Here is a 20,701-nt window from a genome sequence, read left to right on the forward strand (position 1 = left end):
CTCTGATATCTCCCCAACATCTCTTCAACATCTCTAAAGTATCTTTCTGATATATTATTTATCTCATTAATAGTATTATTAATAATCTTATTAATATTCCACCCTATCTTAAGACTCTCGCACGACACTCAATCCCCTTAATTGGGCGACGCCAGATCTGATCTACCGCTAATTTTGCCACCTTACGGCTCACGGCAACATAAGCCTTCATCGGCATAAGGGTAATCTTCCCCACATCACTGCCTGCTATCTCTTGATGAGCAGTAAGCGCACCTAAGATATCTCCGGCACTGATCTTCGCTTTGCGTCCCTCATTGATCTCAATCGTGACCATCTCTGCTTTTAAGGGCGCTCTAGGAGCGGTAGATCTCTCATCTAATTCTGTTGCCGATAAACGGGAAATGGTCTCCCCTAATGCCGCTTCGATCATCTCGATCCGTTGCTGCTTCTCTGTCAAAGAGAAGGTAAAGGCGCGCCCCTCCTTCCCTGCTCGTCCTGTACGCCCAATTCGATGAATATAGACCTCAGGGTCGAAGGGGACATCAAAGTTAAGAACCAAAGAGAGATCATCAATATCGAGCCCTCTTGCAGCAACATCGGTGGCCACCAAGACTCGGCAACTCCGATTGCTAAATTGAATAAGGACTTGGTCTCGATCTTTTTGATCGAGATCGCCATGGAGCGCTAAAGCATCAATTCTCTGCTCTTGCAGAAATGTGGCCACTTCAATGGTGGTTGCAATGGTATTACAGAAGATCACACAAGAGGGTGGCTGATATTGATAAAGAAGTGCTGCCGTCGCCGCAAGCTTATCGCGCCCATCATCGAGCAGAATGACCGATTGGGCAATTTTAGGCTGATTCTCTGCAACCGCTTCCACAACCACCTCTTTCGGTCGATGCTGAAATTGACGGCTCATTCGGCGTATCTCTTCTGGAAAAGTGGCGGAAAAGAGGAGCGTCTGTCGCTTTTTAGGCAGGTAACTAATGATCTGAGCAACCTCATCGGCAAATCCCATATCGAGCATCCGATCTGCCTCATCGAGTACTAAGACCGCTACTTCGGAAAGATCGAGCGTACCGCGCCCTAAATGATCGAGCAATCGCCCCGGCGTTCCGACAGCAATATGGGGTGCATGTTGTGAAAGAGCGTGAATCTGCCGATGAATCGGAGCGCCTCCACAGATTGCCGAAATTTTTAAGTTGGGCAGATAACGCCCTAATCGCCGAATCTCTTGACGAACCTGCTCAGCAAGCTCTCTTGTCGGACAGATCACCAATCCTTGTGTTGTAAAGCGCTTCAGATCGATCTTTTCCAGAAGGCCGATACCAAAAGCCGCGGTTTTACCACTTCCTGTCTGCGCCTGACCGATCAGATCTTGCCCCTTTAAGATGGCCGGGAGCGAACTCGCCTGAATCGGGGTCATCTGGTGATATCCCAACGCCTCTAAATTTTGTAGTTGCGCTTTAGGAAGGGAGAGATCAGTAAAATTTATAGTAGACACAAATAGGACTCACTTATCAATAGAAACAAAGAGAGATGATACTGAAATTTAGCCAGAATAACATCTCTTATTCCTCTCTCCTGCATCTCAAATCCCACCAAGCCCTCGATCCTGACCCTGATCATCAACCTTATGTAGCGATAGTATGATTGACAACAAATAGATCGACATAGGATCAATAGGTTATAATAATGATCTTTTAGTTAGCCCTCTCTAGTCAAAATTTTGAAAAGAGAATCTGATATTTAAAGCGGAGAGAAGATCGATGAGTTCAATCAATAGTAATGGCATTCTACTTTTAATCACGATCTTTACCCTCATACCGATGATCAGCTCCCTATTTTCGCAGGAATATAATACCTTTCTTCGCCCGACTGCTGGCATCTCCATCAATGCCACTTTTGGCTTCTTTGCACTCATCTCAAGTGAGCTTCTCTTACTCTTTCTCATCCTGATCGGCTCTGCAATCGGATATTTTCTCTCGGTCTATATTATTGAAGTGGTCCATCATTATCGATTTGGAAATCCCAAAAAGCCCGAGCCACCCGCCGGCAATCATTCAGACTTACAAACGGGATTGAAAGAAAAACACTCTCCAGCAAAAGCAGTGAGAGAGATGCAACTACAACTCCCTGCGCAACCGGCAACACCCCTGAAAAAATCGAGATCATCCCCTAAAAAGGGGAAAAAGGTAGCATCAGAAGTGAAAACGCTGATCGATATTATTGAAGAGGGATCAGTGAGTGAATATCTTCAACAAAGGCGAGAAGCGCGACGGAAAGCGGTATTAACGAGAATCGAACAGCAACAGAAGCAGAAACAACAGCCGCAACAGAAATAAAAAAAGGGGCGATGCCCCTCTCATTCTCTGATGTAAGCTGATGTGATACTGATGTGATGCGGATACTAACGCTTAACTACATCGATATCATGAAGCCTATGATCAGAGCAATCCTATCGCTCCCAGGCTTTTGGGAGAATAAAACCATCGAAAAGCGGTTCACTTTTAATATAACTCTCAAATTCCGAAGATTCATAAGCTGACTTAAGTGCTTGCGCCCACGGTTTTTCTACATCATCTTCTCTAATGACAATAATAACAACATGTTCTGCCGGCGTCTTCTCAACGACCAGACCATCACTAATTTTTAAACCAGCACTTGCAACATAGTTACCATTAATCACGGCATAATCCACCTCATCTAGAACACGTAAGCCTTGCGCTGGATCTAAGGCTATCACTTCAATACCATTGAGCGATTTAATATCATTGACACTAAATCTTGAGACATCATCATTTGTCACCTCAACCCAGCTAATCGATTCTAATATTCGAGCGGCTCTCTCTCCATTGACAGGATCATTAGGAATTGCAACTCTCATTCCTGCTCTAACCTCATCTAAAGATTGATATTTATTAGAACGTAAAGATTGTGGTGCGCTAGCAGTATCCGCAAGCTTTACCATATTCCCTTTAAGCTCCTGATTCATCTTCTTCATATACGCTTCACTCTGATGACCGGCAACATCAATATCTCCACCGATTAATGCTGGATTGATCTGCATATTTTGTGAAAAAATCTTCACACGAACATCATATCCCTCTTTCTCTAAAATAGGTTTTATCCCATACTCAAATTGCTCAGCATAAGTAGAGGGGCCGAATCCTAAAACGATCGTCTTCTCATCTGACTTTCCACATGCCATCACTAAGGAACCAATCACAATCACTAATGCCCATCGACTAATATTCTTATAAAACTGTATCCCTCTTTTTGATAATCGCTTTCTCAAATACTCCGACCAGACCCTCATCTTTATTCTCCTTATTTTTATAATTACGTATATACAATTACATACAACTTCGATCAATTCTTGGCGATAATCGCTCTAGAACGCCAAAACATTCTTTGCCAGTTGGGTGTAGACCATATCTTCCATCGGCGGATTATGGAGACCGGCGCGGACATCGCGATAAGCCCGCGATAGCGGATGAGCTTGAGAGAGACTTCTTGCGCCGACAATACGCATAGCAAGATCTACAACCTTCAAAGCTTGATTAACAATTGTGACCTTCACTGCACTCAGCTCTTCCCCCATTGTTGCTCGAATCTCGGCATCGGCACTATCCCACTTTGCTGCAACACCAAAGAGGAAATACTCCATCGACAGTAGCAGAACGCGGATCTCACCTAACTTCTGCTGAACCGTTGGAAAGCTCCCCACCGGCGCCGGCATCGCATTTGAACGATAATGATTTGCAAAATAGAGCGCCTCCTCATAAGCACCGGTTGCAATCCCAAAGTAGACCGCAGGAATATGGAGTAACCACCCTTGTGGTACCTTAACGCCCGGCGTGAGATATTGAGCTAAATCGCGTGATTCTAAAAGAACATCTTCTAAAACGAGATCATGACTGCCGGTTGCGCTCATCGCTATCGAATCCCAGCTCTCCTCGATCGATACACCGGGAAGCTCCCTTCTCACAAGAAAGCTTGCTACCTGATCACTCCCCTCAATCGAGGCGCTAACGGCAAAATAATCTAAAACCGGTGAGAGCGTAGTAAAGGTTTTTCGACCATTAAGACGCCACTTCTCCCCCTCTTTTACCGCTGTTGTCTCCGGCCTTCCCCCTCGTGTTGGGCTTCCCGTTGCGGCTTCTGTTGCTGCGTTATTGATCAATGCGCCCTTCGCAATCACCTCTTGGGCAAACTCCCGGTAGAGCGACTCTTCCCAAAGATCACTCTCCCCAAGATGTTTACTAATCCCCATATGCCAGCCGATCGCCAATCCTGTTGAGCCATCATTTTTAGCGATCTCCGCCTGTAGTCGTAACATCTCCTCTAGGGAGATCCCTCCACCACCGAGCGCTTTAGGAATAGTTAATGCCGGGAAGCGAATCGCCCGCAATAATTGATAATTTTCAAAAGGAAAGGTGCCGGCACGATCATGTTTCTCGGCATGCGCCTTAAAGTAGCGTGCCACTTTTGCAACGATAGCTAAGCGTTCACGACTAGTTAGGGTTAAAAGATTGATCTCGCCGGCAATCGCCGCTTTAAGTAGTGTCGATGTTGCCTCTTCCTGAGACTCGATCTGAGATTCTGCCGGAAATTCTCCGTCAAATTGTGCTGTCATACTTTCTCCAAGATGAGTTGACCGAATGCACGCTAAAGAGCGTACAGATAGATAAAAATAGAGTGATGAATGGATCGATCTAATCTGCCGATAGAGGCAAGTAGTTAGATCCTAGCGATAACGTTTTGCTAAGAAATTTCCTAATGATTGAATCGTCTGAACCACAATAATCAAGGTGATCACGGTATAAAACATCGCAACATTATCGTAACGGTGATAGCCGTAGTTAATCGCTAAATCCCCAATTCCGCCGGCACCTACTGCGCCTGCCATTGCTGTTGCTCCTATCAAACCGATAATCGCTGTGGTGAAGTTTAAGATCAATGAGCCACGCGCCTCAGGTAAGAGGAACTTCCAAACTGTTTGAAATGTCGTTGCACCCATGGAATTTGCCGCTTCAATAATGCCTTTATCCACCTCAAGCAGAGAGCTCTCTACTAATCGACCGATAAAGGGGGAAATATAGACCACTAAAGGAACGATCGCCGCCGGTGTTCCGATCGAAGTCTGTACTAACCATTTTGTAAAGGGGAGGATCGCCACTAAAAGAATAATAAAGGGGAGCGATCTTGTAATATTGACAATCCAGTTAAGAACCACGTAGATCCCATTATGAGGACGAATTCCTCCTGGGCGAGTCAATACTAAGGTGATACCAATTAAGGAGCCAATAATAATACCGATCAAGAGTGAAACGCTCACCATGACCACTGTCTCCCAGCACGCTTGTAGAAATTGATCTAATGTAATCTGCGTTGGAAACTTCTCTAAATACCACTCTAACATCTCGCTACTCCTCTACTCTATTTGTGGATTCTCTTGCAGCGGTTTGCTGCTTGCGCGCATCACTTGCACCATTTGCATCATTTGCATCATTTGCATTACTATTTAGGTTTAAGGTCCGTTGACTCATATTGATCGACTTCTTCGATCCTTCATGTGTTACACGAACGCCATGGAATCGAAGGAAAGCGATCGCCTCTGCAACCTTCTCCGGCGCGCCCTTCATCTGCACAAAGGTACTTCCTAAAATATTCCCCTCAATCTCGATCATATTGGCAAAGAGAATATTGATCACAACATCCCCTTTCAAAATCAACTCATTGATCACCGGCTCCTGCGCTGAACGACCTAAAAATTCAAAGCGGTAGATATCTTCAATGGAAGGGTCATCTAAGTTAGCTAATACCCGCTCAGGAATCGAATCGCCAATAACGGTACGGACAAAGCTCTTTGTCGTGGGTTGCTCAGGATTACCAAAGAGATCGATTGTACGGCCAGTTTCGACAACACGCCCCTTCTCCATCACCGCGACCTTATTACAGAGATACTCCACCACCTCCATCTGGTGAGTGACCATCATAATGGTAACCCCCTGCTCCTGATTGATCTTTTTAAGAAGATCTAAAATCGCAATGGTCGTCTGTGGATCGAGCGCCGATGTCGCCTCATCACAGAGTAAGATTTTAGGATTATTTGCAAGCGCTCGTGCAATACCGATTCGCTGCTTCTGTCCACCAGAGAGCTCTCGTGGATAGGCGTGCTTTTTATCAGGAAGCTCGACAAAATTTAACAACTCCTCAACTCGCGCATCGATCTCCGCCTTTGAATGCTTACCATTGAGTGTTAGCGGAAGAGCAATATTCTCAGCAACACTCTTTGTCTCTAAAAGATTGAAGTGCTGAAAGATCATGCCGATATTCTTCTTCGCTAAACGTAGCTCTTTAGGAGTATAGGTAGCAAGATTGCGCCCATCAACAATAACCTCGCCCCTTGTCGGGCTCTCAATATCATTCACTAGACGAATCAGGGTACTCTTCCCCGCACCGCTATAGCCGATAACGCCGAAAATATCACCCTTTTCAATATGTAGCGTGACATCCTTTAACGCTTCAGTCTCAACACCATTGCGGAGGTATGTTTTATAAATATTTTTAAATTGAATCACTGGGGTCTCTCCATTTTATTAACGAGGTGTAAAGAGAATTGAAATAAAGCCTGAAATAGGGATTGATAAAAATGACAACAGCGTGCCATCGAGCAAAGCATTCGCGAAGTCATCATCAACCGAGGAATCATCATACTCATCGATAACACAACGAAATGCGCTACGCCAATAAGGGGGCCTACTCTTCTCAATAGCGGTCGCTCTATCTCTCCACTCATCTCTATTGTTCCTTTTCAATTCAATTAAATCGCTCTTTAGATGCAATCGTTCAACTACTTCTATTAACGCTGTGACTAACGCTTTGTCTGACTCTTTGGCGGATTCATCCCACCTTCAACTTTCATCAGGTGATAAACTCAACGATTGCTGATCAAAACGATCTCTACTCTACCCATTAGTGCCATCATCAAACTCGATGACAACCCACAATTATTCAATCTTTTACGTGAAAGCGCAATCTTCACGAGTACTCTTCTCACGGATGATTGTTTCTCAACTCTCAAAGAGGGCTTTGCCGATCTTCCTAATCAATGGTCGATTAATGTTCGATCAGAGTTCGATCACTGCTTAATAGAGATTCGATCAATACCTTTCGCTCACTCTTTTAGAGAGTCTCTATAATAAAGCATACTTATCATATAAAAACAATAGGTAATTGGTTTTTTCCCACTTCTCTTCTACCGCTCAATCTATTTGCCAGTAGAGCCTAATAGATCCATCTAGTAGATCCTAATAGGGACTTTGATCCAAAAAAAAAGCCTACTTTAAAAGTAGACTCCTCATATAGACTCTTCATGATCCTGTCAGCATCTCTTTAGCATCTCTTCTGATGCCGCATGACTGATTGAAGTTCCGATACTGCAGCAACTATTTTCGATACGCCTGTAAAACTGCGGGGATCTGGTTGATTCGATCTAAGAGCCGGCTCAATTGATCCACATGATTGATCTCTAATGTAAAGCTGATCGAACGCGTATCATCGGCCTCACTCTTCATATTCATATTGGTGATCTTCAGATGCTCGGCAGAGACTAACTGACTAATCTCTTGGAGCAGATCCACATTCGCATAAGCTGTAACATGAATATCTGCTTGTACTACCCGCTCATCAGTAGAGCCCCAATCCACATCAATCTCCCGCTCAGGATGCTGCTCTAACATATTTTGATAGTTAACACAGTTGATGCGATGAATCGTCACGCCACGATTGATTGTAATATAACCCCCGATAAGATCGGGCGGTGCGGGTTTACAGCAAGTGGCAATATTGGTTAAGAGTTTTCCCATTCCCTTAACCTGAATACCACTTTGTGCCTTTTTACTCTGTGGACGAACCATCAACTCCGGATCGAAGTTATTCTTAGGCTTCTCCCCCGGCAATCGAGAGAGAAGTTGAGCGATCGTGATATCACCGGCACCGATATTGGCATAGAGATCATTAAGGCTCGTGCAGTGCAATCGACTTGCAAGACGGCGTAACTCCTCATCACTGAGGCGAACATTGAGGCGTGCAAGCTCTTTCTCCACCATCTGCTTTCCAGCTTGCAGATTACTTTCGATCTCTTGCGCTCTAAACCAAGCACGAATCTTAGAACGTGTTCGGCTCGAGCCGGTATAGCCTAAATGGGGCGACATCCAATCACGACTAGGATTAGGGAGCTTACCTGTTAAGATCTCAACAACATCCCGATTTTGCAGCACATAGGTGAGCGGAACAATTGCACCATTGACCTTTGCTCCCCGACAGCGATTCCCTAAACCGGTATGAATTTTATAGGCAAAGTCGAGAGGCGTTGAACCGGCGATCAGCTCAATAGGCTCACCGGCAGGCGTCATCACGAAGACATTCTCATTGAAGATACTCTCTTCAGTAATCTGCTCTTCACCCTCTTCTAAAACACGATCTAAGTGATCACGCAACCAGTTAAGGTCCGCTTGATCGATCGAAGTTCCGCGCCCCTCTTTATATTTCCAGTGAGCGGCAACCCCCTTCTCAGCATCATTGTGCATCTGATGCGTTCTAATCTGTACCTCAAGTGTACGATCCTCCGGCGCTAAAACTACCGTATGGAGCGACTGATAACCATTGGGCTTAGGATTGGCGATATAATCATCAAACTCTCGAGGAATCGGGGTCCAAAGATCATGAATCATTCCCAATACCGCATAACAATCTGCAGTGCTATCCACTAAGATCCGAACGGCTCGAATATCATAGAGCTGCTCAAATGCAAGATTCTTCTGCCGCATCTTCCGGGCAATACTGTAGATATGCTTAACGCGCCCTGTCACCTCGCCTTCAATCTGATGCTCTGCTAATAATCGCTCGATCATCTCGATCACATCTAAGATATATTGCTCACGCACCTGCCGTTTACCATCAAGCTTAGAGGCGATCTCTCGATAAAAATCGGGCTCTAAAAAGCGAAAAGCGTAATCCTCAAGCTCCCATTTGATCTGCGCAAGTCCTAAACGATTGGCGATGGGGGCAAAGATTGTATTGGTATTTTGGGCAATAAGGCGCTGCTTCTCCTCCTGAGAATCTCGGGCATTGCGCATTACAATTACCTGATAGGCGAGCATCACCACAATCACGCGCACATCTTCTGCAAAGGCTAAAAACATCTTCCTCAAAGTCTCTGGCGACTTCTCATGGGAGATCGCCCCTGAGGTTAAGAAGTTAACAACACCAAGATATTGGATAAATTTTCGTGTGCCTTCAGGTTGCTCTTCAACCGGAACGCCTAAAACAAAGAGGATCAGCGCCACTTGCGGCATCGCCTCAATCTCTAACTGTTCTAGATAGAATGCCGTCTCTAAGGCCATCTTAAAGAGAGGGTGCTCCTGATGTTTAATACAGGCCTCATAATATTCCGGCTTCCACGTCGCTTCTTTACTTTGTAGCCACTCAAGGAGAGCGGTCAATGTAATTGACTTTGACACATCTACTTCTCCATCTCAATTTTGTTTTATTTTAGTTTTTATACCCAAAAATAGTAAGCAATTCACCGAGCTATTGCAATGATCTAAGAAATATTTAACAGGGTGAAATAGCGCACAAATGGGCATTTTCAGTAGAGATCCCTTTAAAATCTCCACTCACCTCGATACTCAAAGATAATCTCCAGTTAATCTCTAGATATTATTCTAGATGGCATCCATAATGATCATCCGTATGACATCGATTATATATACAACCTCTTTACAACACTATAATATAGATAATTGAAGAGGTGAAAGATAATCATAGATTGAAGATCTCTCACATTGCTTCATTCGTGGGGGTATCCCCTTTTTAAGCATTCCCCATTTTAAGCATTCCTATAAGGAGCTCATATGTCTACTCATATGTTTAAATTAGTCATTCATATTAGTGATCTCGAAAAGTGGCAGACTGTTATCAACAATATCAACAACTCAGTGAAAGGTCTGCGCGATAGCTATACCATTCATGTTGTGGCGAATGTCAATGCGATTCAAGGCTATCTTGACCCTAAAATTAGAGAGCAGATCACCGCCATTAATGATCCTAATATCCACTTCTTTGCTTGCAATAACTCACTTGTTGGCCAAAATGTGACGCCGGAGATGCTCAATCCTCCCACGACGCCCTCAAAGATTGAGATTGTTCCTGTTGGAATTATCAGCATTGTGGAAGATCAAAATAATGGTTTTGCTTACCTTAAGCCATAAAATATAAGCTGCATAAAGCATAAGCTGCTTATTTAATTATGAAATAAAAAATAAGGAATAAAATAAGGAATAAAAAAAGCCCCTTAGGATCGGATGATCGTAAGGGGTAAACTACTCACTCAATAGGAATTAAAAAACGAAGTTCGCTTTCCACTAAGTATCCCCTATTTTATCCTTAGCAATATTGATCTTTATCACTCTAAAGCCGATCATCTCGCTATTTGATTGATTATTAGACGCATTCCAAGACTTTAACGCCGCTTGCTCACTCTTTGAGAGCAATGCTTCCTGCGTAAGGTCGATCTTCTGAAATTGAATATTCCAATATTGAAGCTCAACGCCATAGATACGGGAAAAATCGTGATGAAATTGGGGAAGCGGATTTTGGGAGATCACCTCTTCAATTAGCTTTTTCAGATCGGGTGCAAGCGGAAGAATGAGTTGTAATGTGGCCTCAGCTTCTGGCGTAAAGAGAACGGGATAACGTTCTGGCGGACTGAGAGCGAAATCACTCTTTGCCTCCGCAATCGCATCAGCAAAGGGGATATAGGGTTTGATGCAGTAGATCGGCGTCTTCTCAACAAGATCATGTCCTGAGACCTCTATCTTTCCCGCAGCTTGATCGATTCTCTCAATCTTAACGGCTGATAGCCCTAATCCATTGGGGCGAAAGGAGCTACGCGTAGCAAAAACGCCCATTCGCGCATTACCGCCCAAACGCTGTGGTCGCACCGTTGCGCGCCCTCTCCACTCATTTTGATGAAATCCAAACGTGATCCAGAGATGGCTTGAGAGCTCAAGGCCGGTCAAATAGGTCTCATGATTGAATGGGGGGATAAGATGAATCACTCCCGTTGCCGCCGGCACAATTCCTGCCTGTCGGGGGACGCCAAACTTTTCTGGAAAGCAGCTCTCCATCCAAGCAATCGGCGTAATGCTCCGACTATTCTCCCGGCGCCAGGATTCAAGATCCCATGCTAGATCCTTCTCTCTTTGCTCACTATCGGCTGATTTCTCATGCGCCATCTTTAAAACCCCGCAATCATCTCCAAGAAGCGATCTTCATCAATAATCTCCACGCCATGCTTCTCTGCCTGTGTTAATTTACTGCCCGCTTTCTCCCCAGCTAAGAGGCGTGTTGTCGATTTAGAGACAGAACCTGTCACCTTCGCCCCCAATGAGATCAGCTTCTCCTTCGCCCCATTTCGATCGAAATTATGGAGTGTTCCAGTAATGACCCATGTCTCCCCTAAAAATGGGAGGGCGGCATTCTCTGTTGCAACAATCTTTTCAGGATATTGAATCTCAATGCCGGCATCTAAGAGCGCTTTGATCAAGGCTTGATGATGTGGCAATGCAAAGAATTCAACAATGCGCTCTGCCACGATTGGGCCGATATCCTCAAGCTGCATCAACTCCAAAGCATCACTCTGCATCAGCACCTCTAAACTCTCATAATGTTGCGCTAAAGTTCGAGCCGTGGCCTCTCCCACCTCCCGAATACCTAACGCATAGATAAAGTTAGCAAATGCCGGTTGTTTACTTCCCTCAATAGAGGCGATCATCTTCTCTGCAGATTTCTCCCCCATCCGTGGAAGCTCTAAGAGACGGGTCTTTTCGATATGGTAGAGATCAGCAATTGAGTCGATCACCTTCTCTTGCAGCAATACCTCAAGCCAACGGCCTCCAACACCATCGATATTCATCGCCGTTCGGGAGACAAAATGTTTCAATCCCTCTAACTTCTGCGCATCACAAGTCAAACCGCCACTACAACGGGCGATCGCTTCCCCTTCAAGACGAATGATCGGTGAGCCACAAATGGGACACTCGGTGGGGAAAAGAATCGGTTTGACCAATTCAGGATCACGATTTTCAACAACCACTCGAATCACTTTCGGGATCACATCACCGGCACGATGAATCATCACCTCATCATTGATCATCACTCCTAAGCGAGCAATCTCATCTTGATTATGGAGCGTAGCATTCGCCACAACAACACCGCCTACTTCTACCGGCTCTAAACGTGCAACCGGAGTAATCGCGCCGGTTCGCCCCACCTGGAAATCAACATCTAATAGGCGAGTACGCGCCTCCATCGCAGGGAATTTAACCGCGATAGCAAATCGGGGAGAGCGGGAGACAAAGCCTAATCGCTCTTGGAGAAGCAATTCATCCACCTTGATTACAACCCCATCGATCTCAAAGGGAAGCTGATCACGAGCGGATTCAATTCTTTGGTAATAATCGATAATCCCCGAAAGAGTATCGATCTTCTCATTGAGTGGGGAGATAGGAATCCCTAACGATTCCACATAGGTGAGCCACTCAGAATGGCGCGTAATCTCAACCGGTACGGCATCATAGAGCCCGACGCCATAACAGTAGAAGCTCAATTGTCGAGATGCGGCGATCTTTGAGTCGAGCTGCCTGATCGATCCTGCCGCTGCATTTCGTGGATTAGCAAAAGGTTTCTGCCCTCTCTTCAACTGTTGCTCATTGATCTTCTCAAAGACCGATTTACGCATAAAGACCTCACCACGCACCTCTAAGCGCGCAGGATAATCCCCCTTTAATTGATGAGGAAGGCTTCGGATAGTGCGGATATTTTCTGTCACATCCTCGCCGGTGACTCCATCACCACGCGTTGCTGCCTGCAATAAACGGCCATTTTCGTAGATAATACTAACGGCTAAACCATCTAATTTAGGCTCTGCATAATACTCAATTGTAGTCACTGTTCCGGCAAGGCGCTCTAAAACTCGCTCATGGAAGTGGGTAAGATCCTCCGCATTAAAGGCATTATCTAACGAGAGCATCGGGCGCTCATGTCTAATCTCAGTAAAACCCGATAGAACTCGTCCGCCTACCTTCTCTGTCGGCGTATTAGGATCTTTATAGTGAGGATATTGCGCCTCAAGCTCTTTTAGCTCATGAAAGAGCTGATCAAACTCATGGTCAGGAATAAGGGTCTCATCGAGGACATGATAATTATAATTTAGACGATTGATGGTCTCTGTTAAGTAAGCTATACGCTCTTTTATCGATGCCTCTGTCGATGCTTTCTTCTCGGGGCTCATCTCTCTACTCATCTTTATCCTTTCTACGCTTATCGATCAATTTATCGGCCTATACCGTAGCTCATATATCACTATCAGCTCATTATCGGCTCATATGTCGATTCATATGTCGGTTCATATGTCGGCTCATAAAAAAAGTGCTGTCTATTGTAACAGCACTTCTTCATTTTCGTCTTCTTGCTCTCTCACTTTAGAGAAAATCATCTAGAAATATAATTTCTCAACATTAGCGGCGACGCTGCTCATACGCCTCATATGCCCGCTCCCACTCCTCATTATCTAATTGATTAACCTTATGGAATAGCTCAATAAGATCTTCACGGCTCATCGGGCGCTGATGGGTATCTAAGATTGTTCCCCCTAACGCTGAGCTGAAGTGGTAGATTCCTGCGAGCAGTTGCTCAATGGTACTAATATCGGGATCAGGTCCTGGAATTTTAGAGAAGAAGATCAACCCCGGCGTTGTATCATCGAGATGATTGCGCACAAGATTTTCATCAAAGATCCCCTCACCTAGAAGGTGTCCGATAGAGTACATCGGTTCATCACCATAATGTGTTGTGGTTAACAGCTGAATAAAGCCCCCATTTTCTACCCGAAGATCGAGCTCATGGGCCACCGTTAAGATCTCCTTAAAGGTATAAGGTTGATCAGGCGCAGCGCTTAAGATGAGTGCTACCGTCTCTACCGCCGCAGGACGCATCAAATTACCATCATCACTATAGTCATCTAGCTCTGTTCGATTGCCACGGAAAAACTCCGAAACTTTCTGCAAGAATCCACCCTTTGCCGCTTCTTCATCACTACGAAGGGGCGCATCGATCACTACTTCTTCCTCTGCCACAAAGATCGGCTCATCTTCCTTGATCATTGCTTCAGATGTTTTCGATACCGCTTCAGATTGCTGATTTAAGTGTGAATCGCTCGAATAAGATTCACTCACTGCTCTCTCACTGAGATTCTCCTGTGCGGAATCTTCTGCCCTTGGGCGATAGGAGAGATCATCATGATCGATTCCCGGCATCTCTTCGAAAGTGAGATTCTCAATGGAGGGCTCTTTTATCTCAACGCCTTCCCCATTTTCACCATCGATAAAGAGATCCTTTAAATCCGGCTCCACTTTATCTGCAATTTCCTCTTTGACATTATTTCGCTCTAGGCGAACCCAGTAGACGGCTGCCGCAATCAAAAGAAGCGCAATTAAGATATAGACAATGATCATAATAGTTGATGACTTCCTACTAAATTAAGATGGCAAAGTAATAAAGAATAAAGCGGTATGCCGCATCTTAGATCGACACACATTCTCTAAATATTACCCTATTTTTCACCCGATTACTTCCCTTGAGAGCGATTTTTGCAAAAAATAAGCTCGCTCGTTAAATTCTTAAATTCCTCTCTACTTCTGATTAGGGAGCGTTCCCACTATCGTTCCGGCAAAGAGATCATAGAGTGTCCGTTTAAAGAGTGGATCTCTCGTCGCCCATAAGAGGGTGATTAAAAAGAGGATGCCGCCCACAATAGGAATCGCGGTTAAAAAATTGAGTCCAATATAGAAGAGCATCGTTCTAAAGATTGCTACATTCCAGCTCATCAATCCACCACTTCTTAAGCTATAGACCCGGATATTGAAGAGCCGTTTTCCAAGGCTAGCACCATAGAGTTTCTCAAGAAGAACAAAATAGAGAACAAAGGTGAGGCTCACCCAGATCGTCAGGACCGAGATCATCTCCTGCATAATTGGCTGAAGTTCTGGATTAACCATCAGATCCTCTACCGACAGATGCCCTTTTGCTAAGGTAAAATACTCTTGAAATGGGGTAATATCGATTAAATTCAGCATCCCTAAAAGGTAGATCACCACAAAGGAGAGAAAAGAGATAATTAGATAATCGAGAATAAAGGCTAATGTTCTTCGCCCTAATGCTGCCGGCACAAAACCTGCAAGAGAGGGTGGAATCAACATCGCCTTCATCTGCGAAAACATCTGCTCAAGACTCTCTTTACTCAACTCATTGAGCTTAATATCGGGAATATTATGATGTTGATTGCTATAAGGCTCCTCGCGAGAGGCTTCCTGCTCTGAAGGGGAAAGCATCGATGGCTCATCAATGGATCGATTCGCTTGCTCTGAATCCTGCGCACTCTCAATGCTCGATAGAAGCTCATCATCGCTCTTGTTACGCTCATGCACCGCACTCTCATCGAGTTTTGGTCGTACACTTTCAACCTCATTAGAGAGATCGATCACCTCAAGACGTAATCCTTGGGTCTTAAAGAAGCCCTCAAGTTGCGCAACCTCCTCTGCAGAGGCATTCTCTCTTAAGGTTACGCCACCTGGCACAAACCATTTAGAGATCTCATCCGGTGCAACATTGTAAGCTTTTGCAATTGCTAAAATGACCTGCTCTTTAGCAAACCCCGGCAGTAATTCACCGGTAAAACGAACCTGATACTTTCTGCTCTTCTCTCTATTACTCATCGGTCTTTTCCAATCTTATTTGTGATATATCATAATGATCAACAGATGATCGATAATTTCGCCCCATTTTAGCACACCTTAAAGTAAGGTTTTAGAGTCTCTCCCTATCCCTTTGAACCTTAATCATCTCTCACCCCAACGCGCCATCAATTGATGGGGAATATCGAGCTGATCTAAGATGCGCGCCACCATAAAATCGATAATATCTTCCACCGATTGTGGCCTGTGATAAAATCCTGGATTTGCCGGCATAATCTGCACATTCATCTGACTTAAGCGCAACATATTCTCTAGATGGATCTGGTTGAAGGGGGCTTCTCTCACCACGAGCATCAAATTTCTACGCTCTTTGATCATCACATCTGCCGCTCTTTCGATCAGGTTATTCGATTGCCCTGAAGCAACGGCGGCTAACATCCCCATCGAGCAAGGACAGATCACCATGGCATAGGCGATATTTGAGCCTGAAGCTAGTGGTGCGGTCCACTCCTTCTCACTATAGAGATGAATCAAATCGGGATCAGTGATCGCAAATCGCTGCATGAGACGCTGCTTCTGCTCTGCCCCTCTGTTCCCGAGGTGAATATCCATCTCCAACGCTAATACCATCAATGCTGCCTGTGTTAAGAGAACATTGACGGGATATCCCGCTTGGACTAAGACCTCAATAAGACGCAATCCATATTGAGCACCTGAAGCACCGGAGAGCGCCACAGTGACGCGATCTCGCTCCTGATAGGGTTTACTCGGTGCTTTATAATAACGATCTCCCATCTTCTAAACTCTTCTCTTCTTGCTTCTAAAGGTTAATCTTCTCGACCTGAATATTCTCGAAATTGTGATTCAAAAAACTCACAAAGCTCACAAAGCTCACAAAGCTCACAAAGCTCACAAATAATAACGCTACTAATCTACGCCTCAGATCTAATCTCGACCTTAATATCGAGCGCTTTTGCATAGTAAGGAGCGGTTGTCACAATGCCATTGACGCCGGTTTCACAATATTGCGCAATGTTGCTCCCATTAATCCCGCCCGCCGCTAAAATATGGAGTGTCGGATACTTTGATCGCAACTCTGCTACCGCTAATTTTAATGCTTCAACTGAGAGCTTATCAAACTGAATAATATCGACGCCCATCTTAGCAAAACGGCGTGCCTCTTCGAGCGTATCTGCTTCAATGACAATCCGTTTTTCACAGGCAAGGTGCCGAATCTCGGCGATTTTATCAGCTAATGCCGCATCACTACCTAAAAATTGTCGATGTTGCTTAAAGATTAAGATTGTCTCCGACAAGCCTAAACGGTGAGGAACGGCACCTCCGGCAACAATTCCGGCAATCGCTAAAGATTTTGTGCCTGGAATGCTCTTTCGTGTAGTCAGTAATGCGACTTTCGGAGAGGCGACTTCACAAATATCTACCATCTTTCGCGTCATCGTCGCAACGCCGGAGCTATAATCGAGAATATTTTGCCCCACCTTCCAGAGTGTGTGAATCGCCGCGCCACTTCCCCTTGCTTTAAGAAGGGAATCCCCCGCTGAAAGTGTCTCGCCTGAGCGCTTCATCGACATTAATTCAATATCGAGATGACGACAGAGCTTTGCGACAATCTCTGTTCCGGCAACGACTCCCGTCATTCGCGTAATATAATCGATCTCCGCCGGTGCTTGATCAATCCCTAATAGTTGCGAGGTGAGATCGATATAGGGGATATCCTCCTCAATCAGACGCTCAATAGCCGCTGTGGTCATAAACATATGCTACTCCTTCACAATATTCTTAGCTCTTCTAGAGCCTTTATCCAAGCCCTTATCCGAACTCTTGTCTGAGCCCTTATAAAAAAGCGTTCCATGACAGGTCATAGAACGCCTTTCATCATAACTTTTATCATAAAATAAGAAACTATAAGAAACGTTAATCGCTTTATTACTAAGCGCTATTAACGATTGGTTATTAAGCTATTAAGCTATTAAGCGATTAACAACTCTCAACTCACTCTTTCGTGAGCCGCTATTTTATGCATCTAACTCGCGCTGCTCTTCAGGGGTACAGAGTGAAAAATCGATATCCCCTTCACTAAAGAGATAGCGTTTACCACAAAAACCACAATCGACATAGACACTTCCCCCCTGCTCTTCTAAGAGTTCGCGTAACTCCTCTTCCCCTAAGTGATAGAGCATCGTCAAAGAGCGCTCTTTAGAGCAGTTACACTCAAAGTGGAACTGTTCAGGTTCAAATAGACGAACTGCAAGCTCTTCATCGGTCTCATAAAGGCGATAGAGAAGCTCTTCTGTTGAGAGGTTTAATAATTCCTCTTCCGTTGCCGTCTCGGCCAACATAATGGCGCGATTGAAGAGATCTTCATTATGGATCTCTCCTGGAAGGCGCTGAATCATCAAGCCACCCACCGCTTTTGGACCCGTCGCTAAGAAGAGGCGAGTAGGAAGTTGCTCTGATGTGGCAAAGTAATACTCGATCGCTTTAGCGATACTCTCCTCGGTAAGAGAGATCACCCCTTGATAGGGTTGTTTAAAGTGAGCAGCATCGATCGTAATCACTACGCGCCCTTCACCACAGAGCTCTTTTAAGGTGGTTAAACCTTCCACATCACCATCAATTTTTGCCGTTGCGCGCAATCCGTGGAGATGATTGACCTGAACCACTAAAAGACTCACCGGACCATCCCCTTCGATCTGTACCGTTAAGCGCCCTTCAATCTTAATGGTTGCGCCTAAAAGAGCGGTCGTTGCTATCAACTCACCCAATAATTTCTCAACATTTTTAGGATAGTGACGACGCACTAAATGCTCGCGCCAAGTATGCTCTAATAGAACACGCTCGCCCCGAATCGGTAATTGATCAAAGATAAAACGATCTAAATGATCCACAGTCTTCTCTTTACTATTAATCATGCTCTTCCTCTATATTGTCACTGCTCTCTTCAAGCCGCTTCACATTGACCATTAAGATTCGCTTGTCATCTACATCTGTCACCGCAAAACGGAAACCTTCGATATCTAGAGAATCACCCTTTTCTGGAAGGCTGTCAAATTGATCGACCATCAAGCCTCCCAATGAGCTGTAATCACCATCTTCATCAACTAGCCCACGGATATTGAGTGTCTGCTCTACCAGTAATAGATCGCAGCCTGCATCGATATTCCACTCATCATCGGAGACCTTTTCAATAGAGAGCCCTTCATCTTCATCAGGGAACTCTCCGGCAATTGCTTCAAAGACATCTAATAGTGTAATAACCCCTTGAACACCCCCGAAGTCATCGGTAACGACAACAAGGTGCGCTTTACTCTCCCGGAAGATATCCATCATCTTCAAGACACTCGTCGAGCGGTGGGAGAAGATCACATGTTTAATCGATTCCTCTTGAATGCGCCCATGTTCGATAAGATCCATTACAATATCTTTCGATCGCGCGACGCCTTTTACATTATCTAAGGTGCCATCACAGATCGGAAATTGATTATGGGGATTCTCATTCATGCTTTCAAGCAGGCGCTCTTTGGAATCTTGAATATTGATCCAAGAGATCTCATTTCTCGGCGTCATAATGGAACGAATCGTTCTCTCACCGAGCGTTAAGACACCGCTGACCATATTACGTTCATCTTCTCCAAAGAGAATCGGCGCCTCTTCATCCTTCTTCTCTTCACTATCCTCTTCATCAGACTCTTCCGGCTGATTGCCTAATAGACGAAGAACAAGGTTCGCAGTCCGCTCACGGCGTGAGTATTGGTTATTAGCGCTCTCTTGCTTACGATTGATCCACTGATTGATCAACTCAATAAAGAGGGAGAAGCCGATCGCGGCATAGATATACCCTTTCGGTACTTCAAAGCCAAAACCTTCTACCACTAAGGTTAAACCGATCATCAAGAGAAAACTTAAACAGAGCACCACAATGGTGGGATGTTTATGTACAAAGATCGTCAAGGCTTTTGCCGCAAAGATCATCATTCCCATAGAGATGGTAACCGCTAAGATCATCACCCAAAGGTAATTGGCAATACTGGTGGCCGTAATAACGGCATCGAAGGAGAAGACCGCATCGAGCACAATAATCTGCACAACAATGGGCCAAAATTTTGCGTAAGTTTTAGAGCGATTTGTCAGCTCAATCTCCCCTTCAATCCGCTCGTGCAATTCACGTGTGGCTTTTTGAATCAGGAAAAATCCGCCCAAGACCATTATAATGTCCCTAAATGAGAAGGGATGGTGGAAGATTGGATCGACAAAGAGAGGCTCTGTTAGCGTAATCAGCCAGCTCATAATAGAGAGCAAGATAATGCGCATTATTAAAGCGAGAGAGAGACCGATAACCCGGGCTCTGTTACGCTGTTGGGGTGGAAGCTTATTGGCAAGAATTGCAATAAAGATTAGGTTATCAATCCCTAATATCACCTCTAATAACAGAAGGATAACGAGCGATACCCACACTGATGGATCAATCAACGATCCCAAAAATACTTCCATGATTCTCCTTCTAAGAATATATGGTATACAAGTTATGCAAAGAATGTCGCTAAGCATAACGCTTAGTCGAAATTAGATAACAGACAGGAGCGTTTATTTTACACCATTTTTAAAAAACTTAATAAGCGCAATCAGATTTAAGCCTGATTTTAGAAAATGAGATGAAAAATGGGATAAAAATAAGATGAAAATGAGATAAAAATGGAATAAAAAGCAAAATAAGAATGAGACGAAGAGTGATATGAAAGTCTGATATGAAGATCTGATATGAAGATCTGATACGAAAGGCTGATACAAAAGACTTAATCAAGCGATTCATTAAGCAGAACATTTTGATAACTGATTTGAATAAAAAGAAGCAAGAC

The 20,701-nt window shown here is 44.6% G+C and carries 16 protein-coding genes; 2 read left to right on the forward strand and 14 right to left on the reverse strand.

Going from position 1 to position 20,701, the window contains the following annotated elements; genetic code table 11:
• Positions 1–103: 103 nt before the first annotated feature.
• Positions 104–1,504 (reverse strand): ATP-dependent RNA helicase DbpA, encoded by a 1,401-nt coding sequence (gene dbpA, locus DC077_RS09480; RefSeq protein WP_164488754.1) that lies wholly within the window; start codon positions 1,502–1,504, stop codon positions 104–106.
• A gap of 265 nt (positions 1,505–1,769) precedes the next feature.
• On the opposite strand from dbpA, the gene DC077_RS09485 reads away from it, so the two are divergent.
• Entirely contained in the window at positions 1,770–2,345 is a 576-nt protein-coding gene (locus DC077_RS09485) for a hypothetical protein (protein WP_109202227.1), read from the forward strand.
• 113 nt (positions 2,346–2,458) lie between these two features.
• Here DC077_RS09485 and DC077_RS09490 read toward each other — a convergent pair whose 3' ends face one another.
• The 5 genes from DC077_RS09490 to DC077_RS09510 form a co-directional block, all read right to left on the reverse strand.
• On the reverse strand, positions 2,459–3,319 hold the full coding sequence (locus DC077_RS09490) for a MetQ/NlpA family ABC transporter substrate-binding protein (protein WP_109202228.1): 861 nt from the start codon (positions 3,317–3,319) through the stop codon (positions 2,459–2,461).
• Positions 3,320–3,394: 75 nt separating this feature from the next.
• Entirely contained in the window at positions 3,395–4,639 is a 1,245-nt protein-coding gene (locus DC077_RS09495) for an acyl-CoA dehydrogenase family protein (protein ID WP_109202229.1), read from the reverse strand.
• A gap of 111 nt (positions 4,640–4,750) precedes the next feature.
• Positions 4,751–5,425 carry a methionine ABC transporter permease gene (locus DC077_RS09500; RefSeq protein ID WP_109202230.1) on the reverse strand — a complete coding sequence of 225 codons (675 nt, stop codon included), beginning with the start codon at positions 5,423–5,425 and terminating at the stop codon, positions 4,751–4,753.
• 4 nt (positions 5,426–5,429) lie between these two features.
• Positions 5,430–6,587 carry a methionine ABC transporter ATP-binding protein gene (locus DC077_RS09505; RefSeq protein WP_109217998.1) on the reverse strand — a complete coding sequence of 386 codons (1,158 nt, stop codon included), beginning with the start codon at positions 6,585–6,587 and terminating at the stop codon, positions 5,430–5,432.
• A gap of 867 nt (positions 6,588–7,454) precedes the next feature.
• The gene (locus DC077_RS09510) at positions 7,455–9,530 is read right to left on the reverse strand and encodes a RelA/SpoT family protein (RefSeq protein ID WP_109202233.1); all 2,076 of its coding nucleotides are present in this window, start codon (positions 9,528–9,530) and stop codon (positions 7,455–7,457) included.
• Between the two features lie 393 nt (positions 9,531–9,923).
• Between DC077_RS09510 and DC077_RS09515 the strand changes: the two genes are divergently transcribed.
• Positions 9,924–10,280, forward strand: coding sequence for a DsrE family protein (locus DC077_RS09515; protein WP_109217999.1), 357 nt, complete (start codon positions 9,924–9,926; stop codon positions 10,278–10,280).
• Between the two features lie 153 nt (positions 10,281–10,433).
• Here the strand turns inward: DC077_RS09515 and tsaA are convergent, their stop codons facing one another.
• The 8 genes from tsaA to DC077_RS09555 form a co-directional block, all read right to left on the reverse strand.
• A complete protein-coding gene (tsaA, locus tag DC077_RS09520; protein WP_109202235.1) occupies positions 10,434–11,306 on the reverse strand; it encodes a tRNA (N6-threonylcarbamoyladenosine(37)-N6)-methyltransferase TrmO in 873 nt (290 codons plus the stop codon).
• Between the two features lie 2 nt (positions 11,307–11,308).
• A complete protein-coding gene (gene ligA / locus DC077_RS09525; protein WP_239990277.1) occupies positions 11,309–13,375 on the reverse strand; it encodes an NAD-dependent DNA ligase LigA in 2,067 nt (688 codons plus the stop codon).
• A 214-nt stretch (positions 13,376–13,589) separates the two neighbouring features.
• Positions 13,590–14,585: a cell division protein ZipA C-terminal FtsZ-binding domain-containing protein gene (locus tag DC077_RS09530; RefSeq protein ID WP_109218000.1), complete on the reverse strand. Its 996-nt coding sequence runs from the start codon at positions 14,583–14,585 to the stop codon at positions 13,590–13,592.
• Positions 14,586–14,762: 177 nt separating this feature from the next.
• Positions 14,763–15,845: an RDD family protein gene (locus DC077_RS09535; protein ID WP_109202237.1), complete on the reverse strand. Its 1,083-nt coding sequence runs from the start codon at positions 15,843–15,845 to the stop codon at positions 14,763–14,765.
• A 123-nt stretch (positions 15,846–15,968) separates the two neighbouring features.
• Positions 15,969–16,619: a UbiX family flavin prenyltransferase gene (locus DC077_RS09540; RefSeq protein WP_109202238.1), complete on the reverse strand. Its 651-nt coding sequence runs from the start codon at positions 16,617–16,619 to the stop codon at positions 15,969–15,971.
• Between the two features lie 137 nt (positions 16,620–16,756).
• Entirely contained in the window at positions 16,757–17,602 is an 846-nt protein-coding gene (gene modD / locus DC077_RS09545; RefSeq protein WP_109202239.1) for a ModD protein, read from the reverse strand.
• A gap of 258 nt (positions 17,603–17,860) precedes the next feature.
• Complete coding sequence (gene hslO / locus DC077_RS09550) at positions 17,861–18,757, reverse strand: Hsp33 family molecular chaperone HslO (RefSeq protein ID WP_109202240.1); 897 nt, start codon at positions 18,755–18,757, stop codon at positions 17,861–17,863.
• Complete coding sequence (locus DC077_RS09555; RefSeq protein ID WP_109202241.1) at positions 18,750–20,336, reverse strand: TerC family protein; 1,587 nt, start codon at positions 20,334–20,336, stop codon at positions 18,750–18,752. Before DC077_RS09555 ends, hslO begins: the two co-directional genes overlap by 8 nt.
• Positions 20,337–20,701 lie beyond the last annotated feature (365 nt).

It is taken from the genome of Ignatzschineria cameli (genome assembly GCF_003121895.1).
Classification (GTDB): domain Bacteria; phylum Pseudomonadota; class Gammaproteobacteria; order Cardiobacteriales; family Wohlfahrtiimonadaceae; genus Ignatzschineria; species Ignatzschineria cameli.

Bases quoted from the DNA above. Each gene is read 5' to 3' on its own strand.
- DC077_RS09485 (WP_109202227.1), top strand. From the start codon at position 1,770: ATGAGTTCAATCAATAGTAATGGCATTCTACTTTTAATCACGATCTTT.
- DC077_RS09490 (WP_109202228.1), bottom strand. From the start codon at position 3,319: ATGAGGGTCTGGTCGGAGTATTTGAGAAAGCGATTATCAAAAAGAGGG.
- DC077_RS09495 (WP_109202229.1), bottom strand. From the start codon at position 4,639: ATGACAGCACAATTTGACGGAGAATTTCCGGCAGAATCTCAGATCGAG.
- DC077_RS09500 (WP_109202230.1), bottom strand. From the start codon at position 5,425: ATGTTAGAGTGGTATTTAGAGAAGTTTCCAACGCAGATTACATTAGAT.
- DC077_RS09515 (WP_109217999.1), top strand. From the start codon at position 9,924: ATGTCTACTCATATGTTTAAATTAGTCATTCATATTAGTGATCTCGAA.
- tsaA (WP_109202235.1), bottom strand. From the start codon at position 11,306: ATGGCGCATGAGAAATCAGCCGATAGTGAGCAAAGAGAGAAGGATCTA.
- ligA (WP_239990277.1), bottom strand. From the start codon at position 13,375: ATGAGTAGAGAGATGAGCCCCGAGAAGAAAGCATCGACAGAGGCATCG.
- DC077_RS09530 (WP_109218000.1), bottom strand. From the start codon at position 14,585: ATGATCATTGTCTATATCTTAATTGCGCTTCTTTTGATTGCGGCAGCC.
- DC077_RS09535 (WP_109202237.1), bottom strand. From the start codon at position 15,845: ATGAGTAATAGAGAGAAGAGCAGAAAGTATCAGGTTCGTTTTACCGGT.
- DC077_RS09540 (WP_109202238.1), bottom strand. From the start codon at position 16,619: ATGGGAGATCGTTATTATAAAGCACCGAGTAAACCCTATCAGGAGCGA.
- modD (WP_109202239.1), bottom strand. From the start codon at position 17,602: ATGTTTATGACCACAGCGGCTATTGAGCGTCTGATTGAGGAGGATATC.
- hslO (WP_109202240.1), bottom strand. From the start codon at position 18,757: ATGATTAATAGTAAAGAGAAGACTGTGGATCATTTAGATCGTTTTATC.
- DC077_RS09555 (WP_109202241.1), bottom strand. From the start codon at position 20,336: ATGGAAGTATTTTTGGGATCGTTGATTGATCCATCAGTGTGGGTATCG.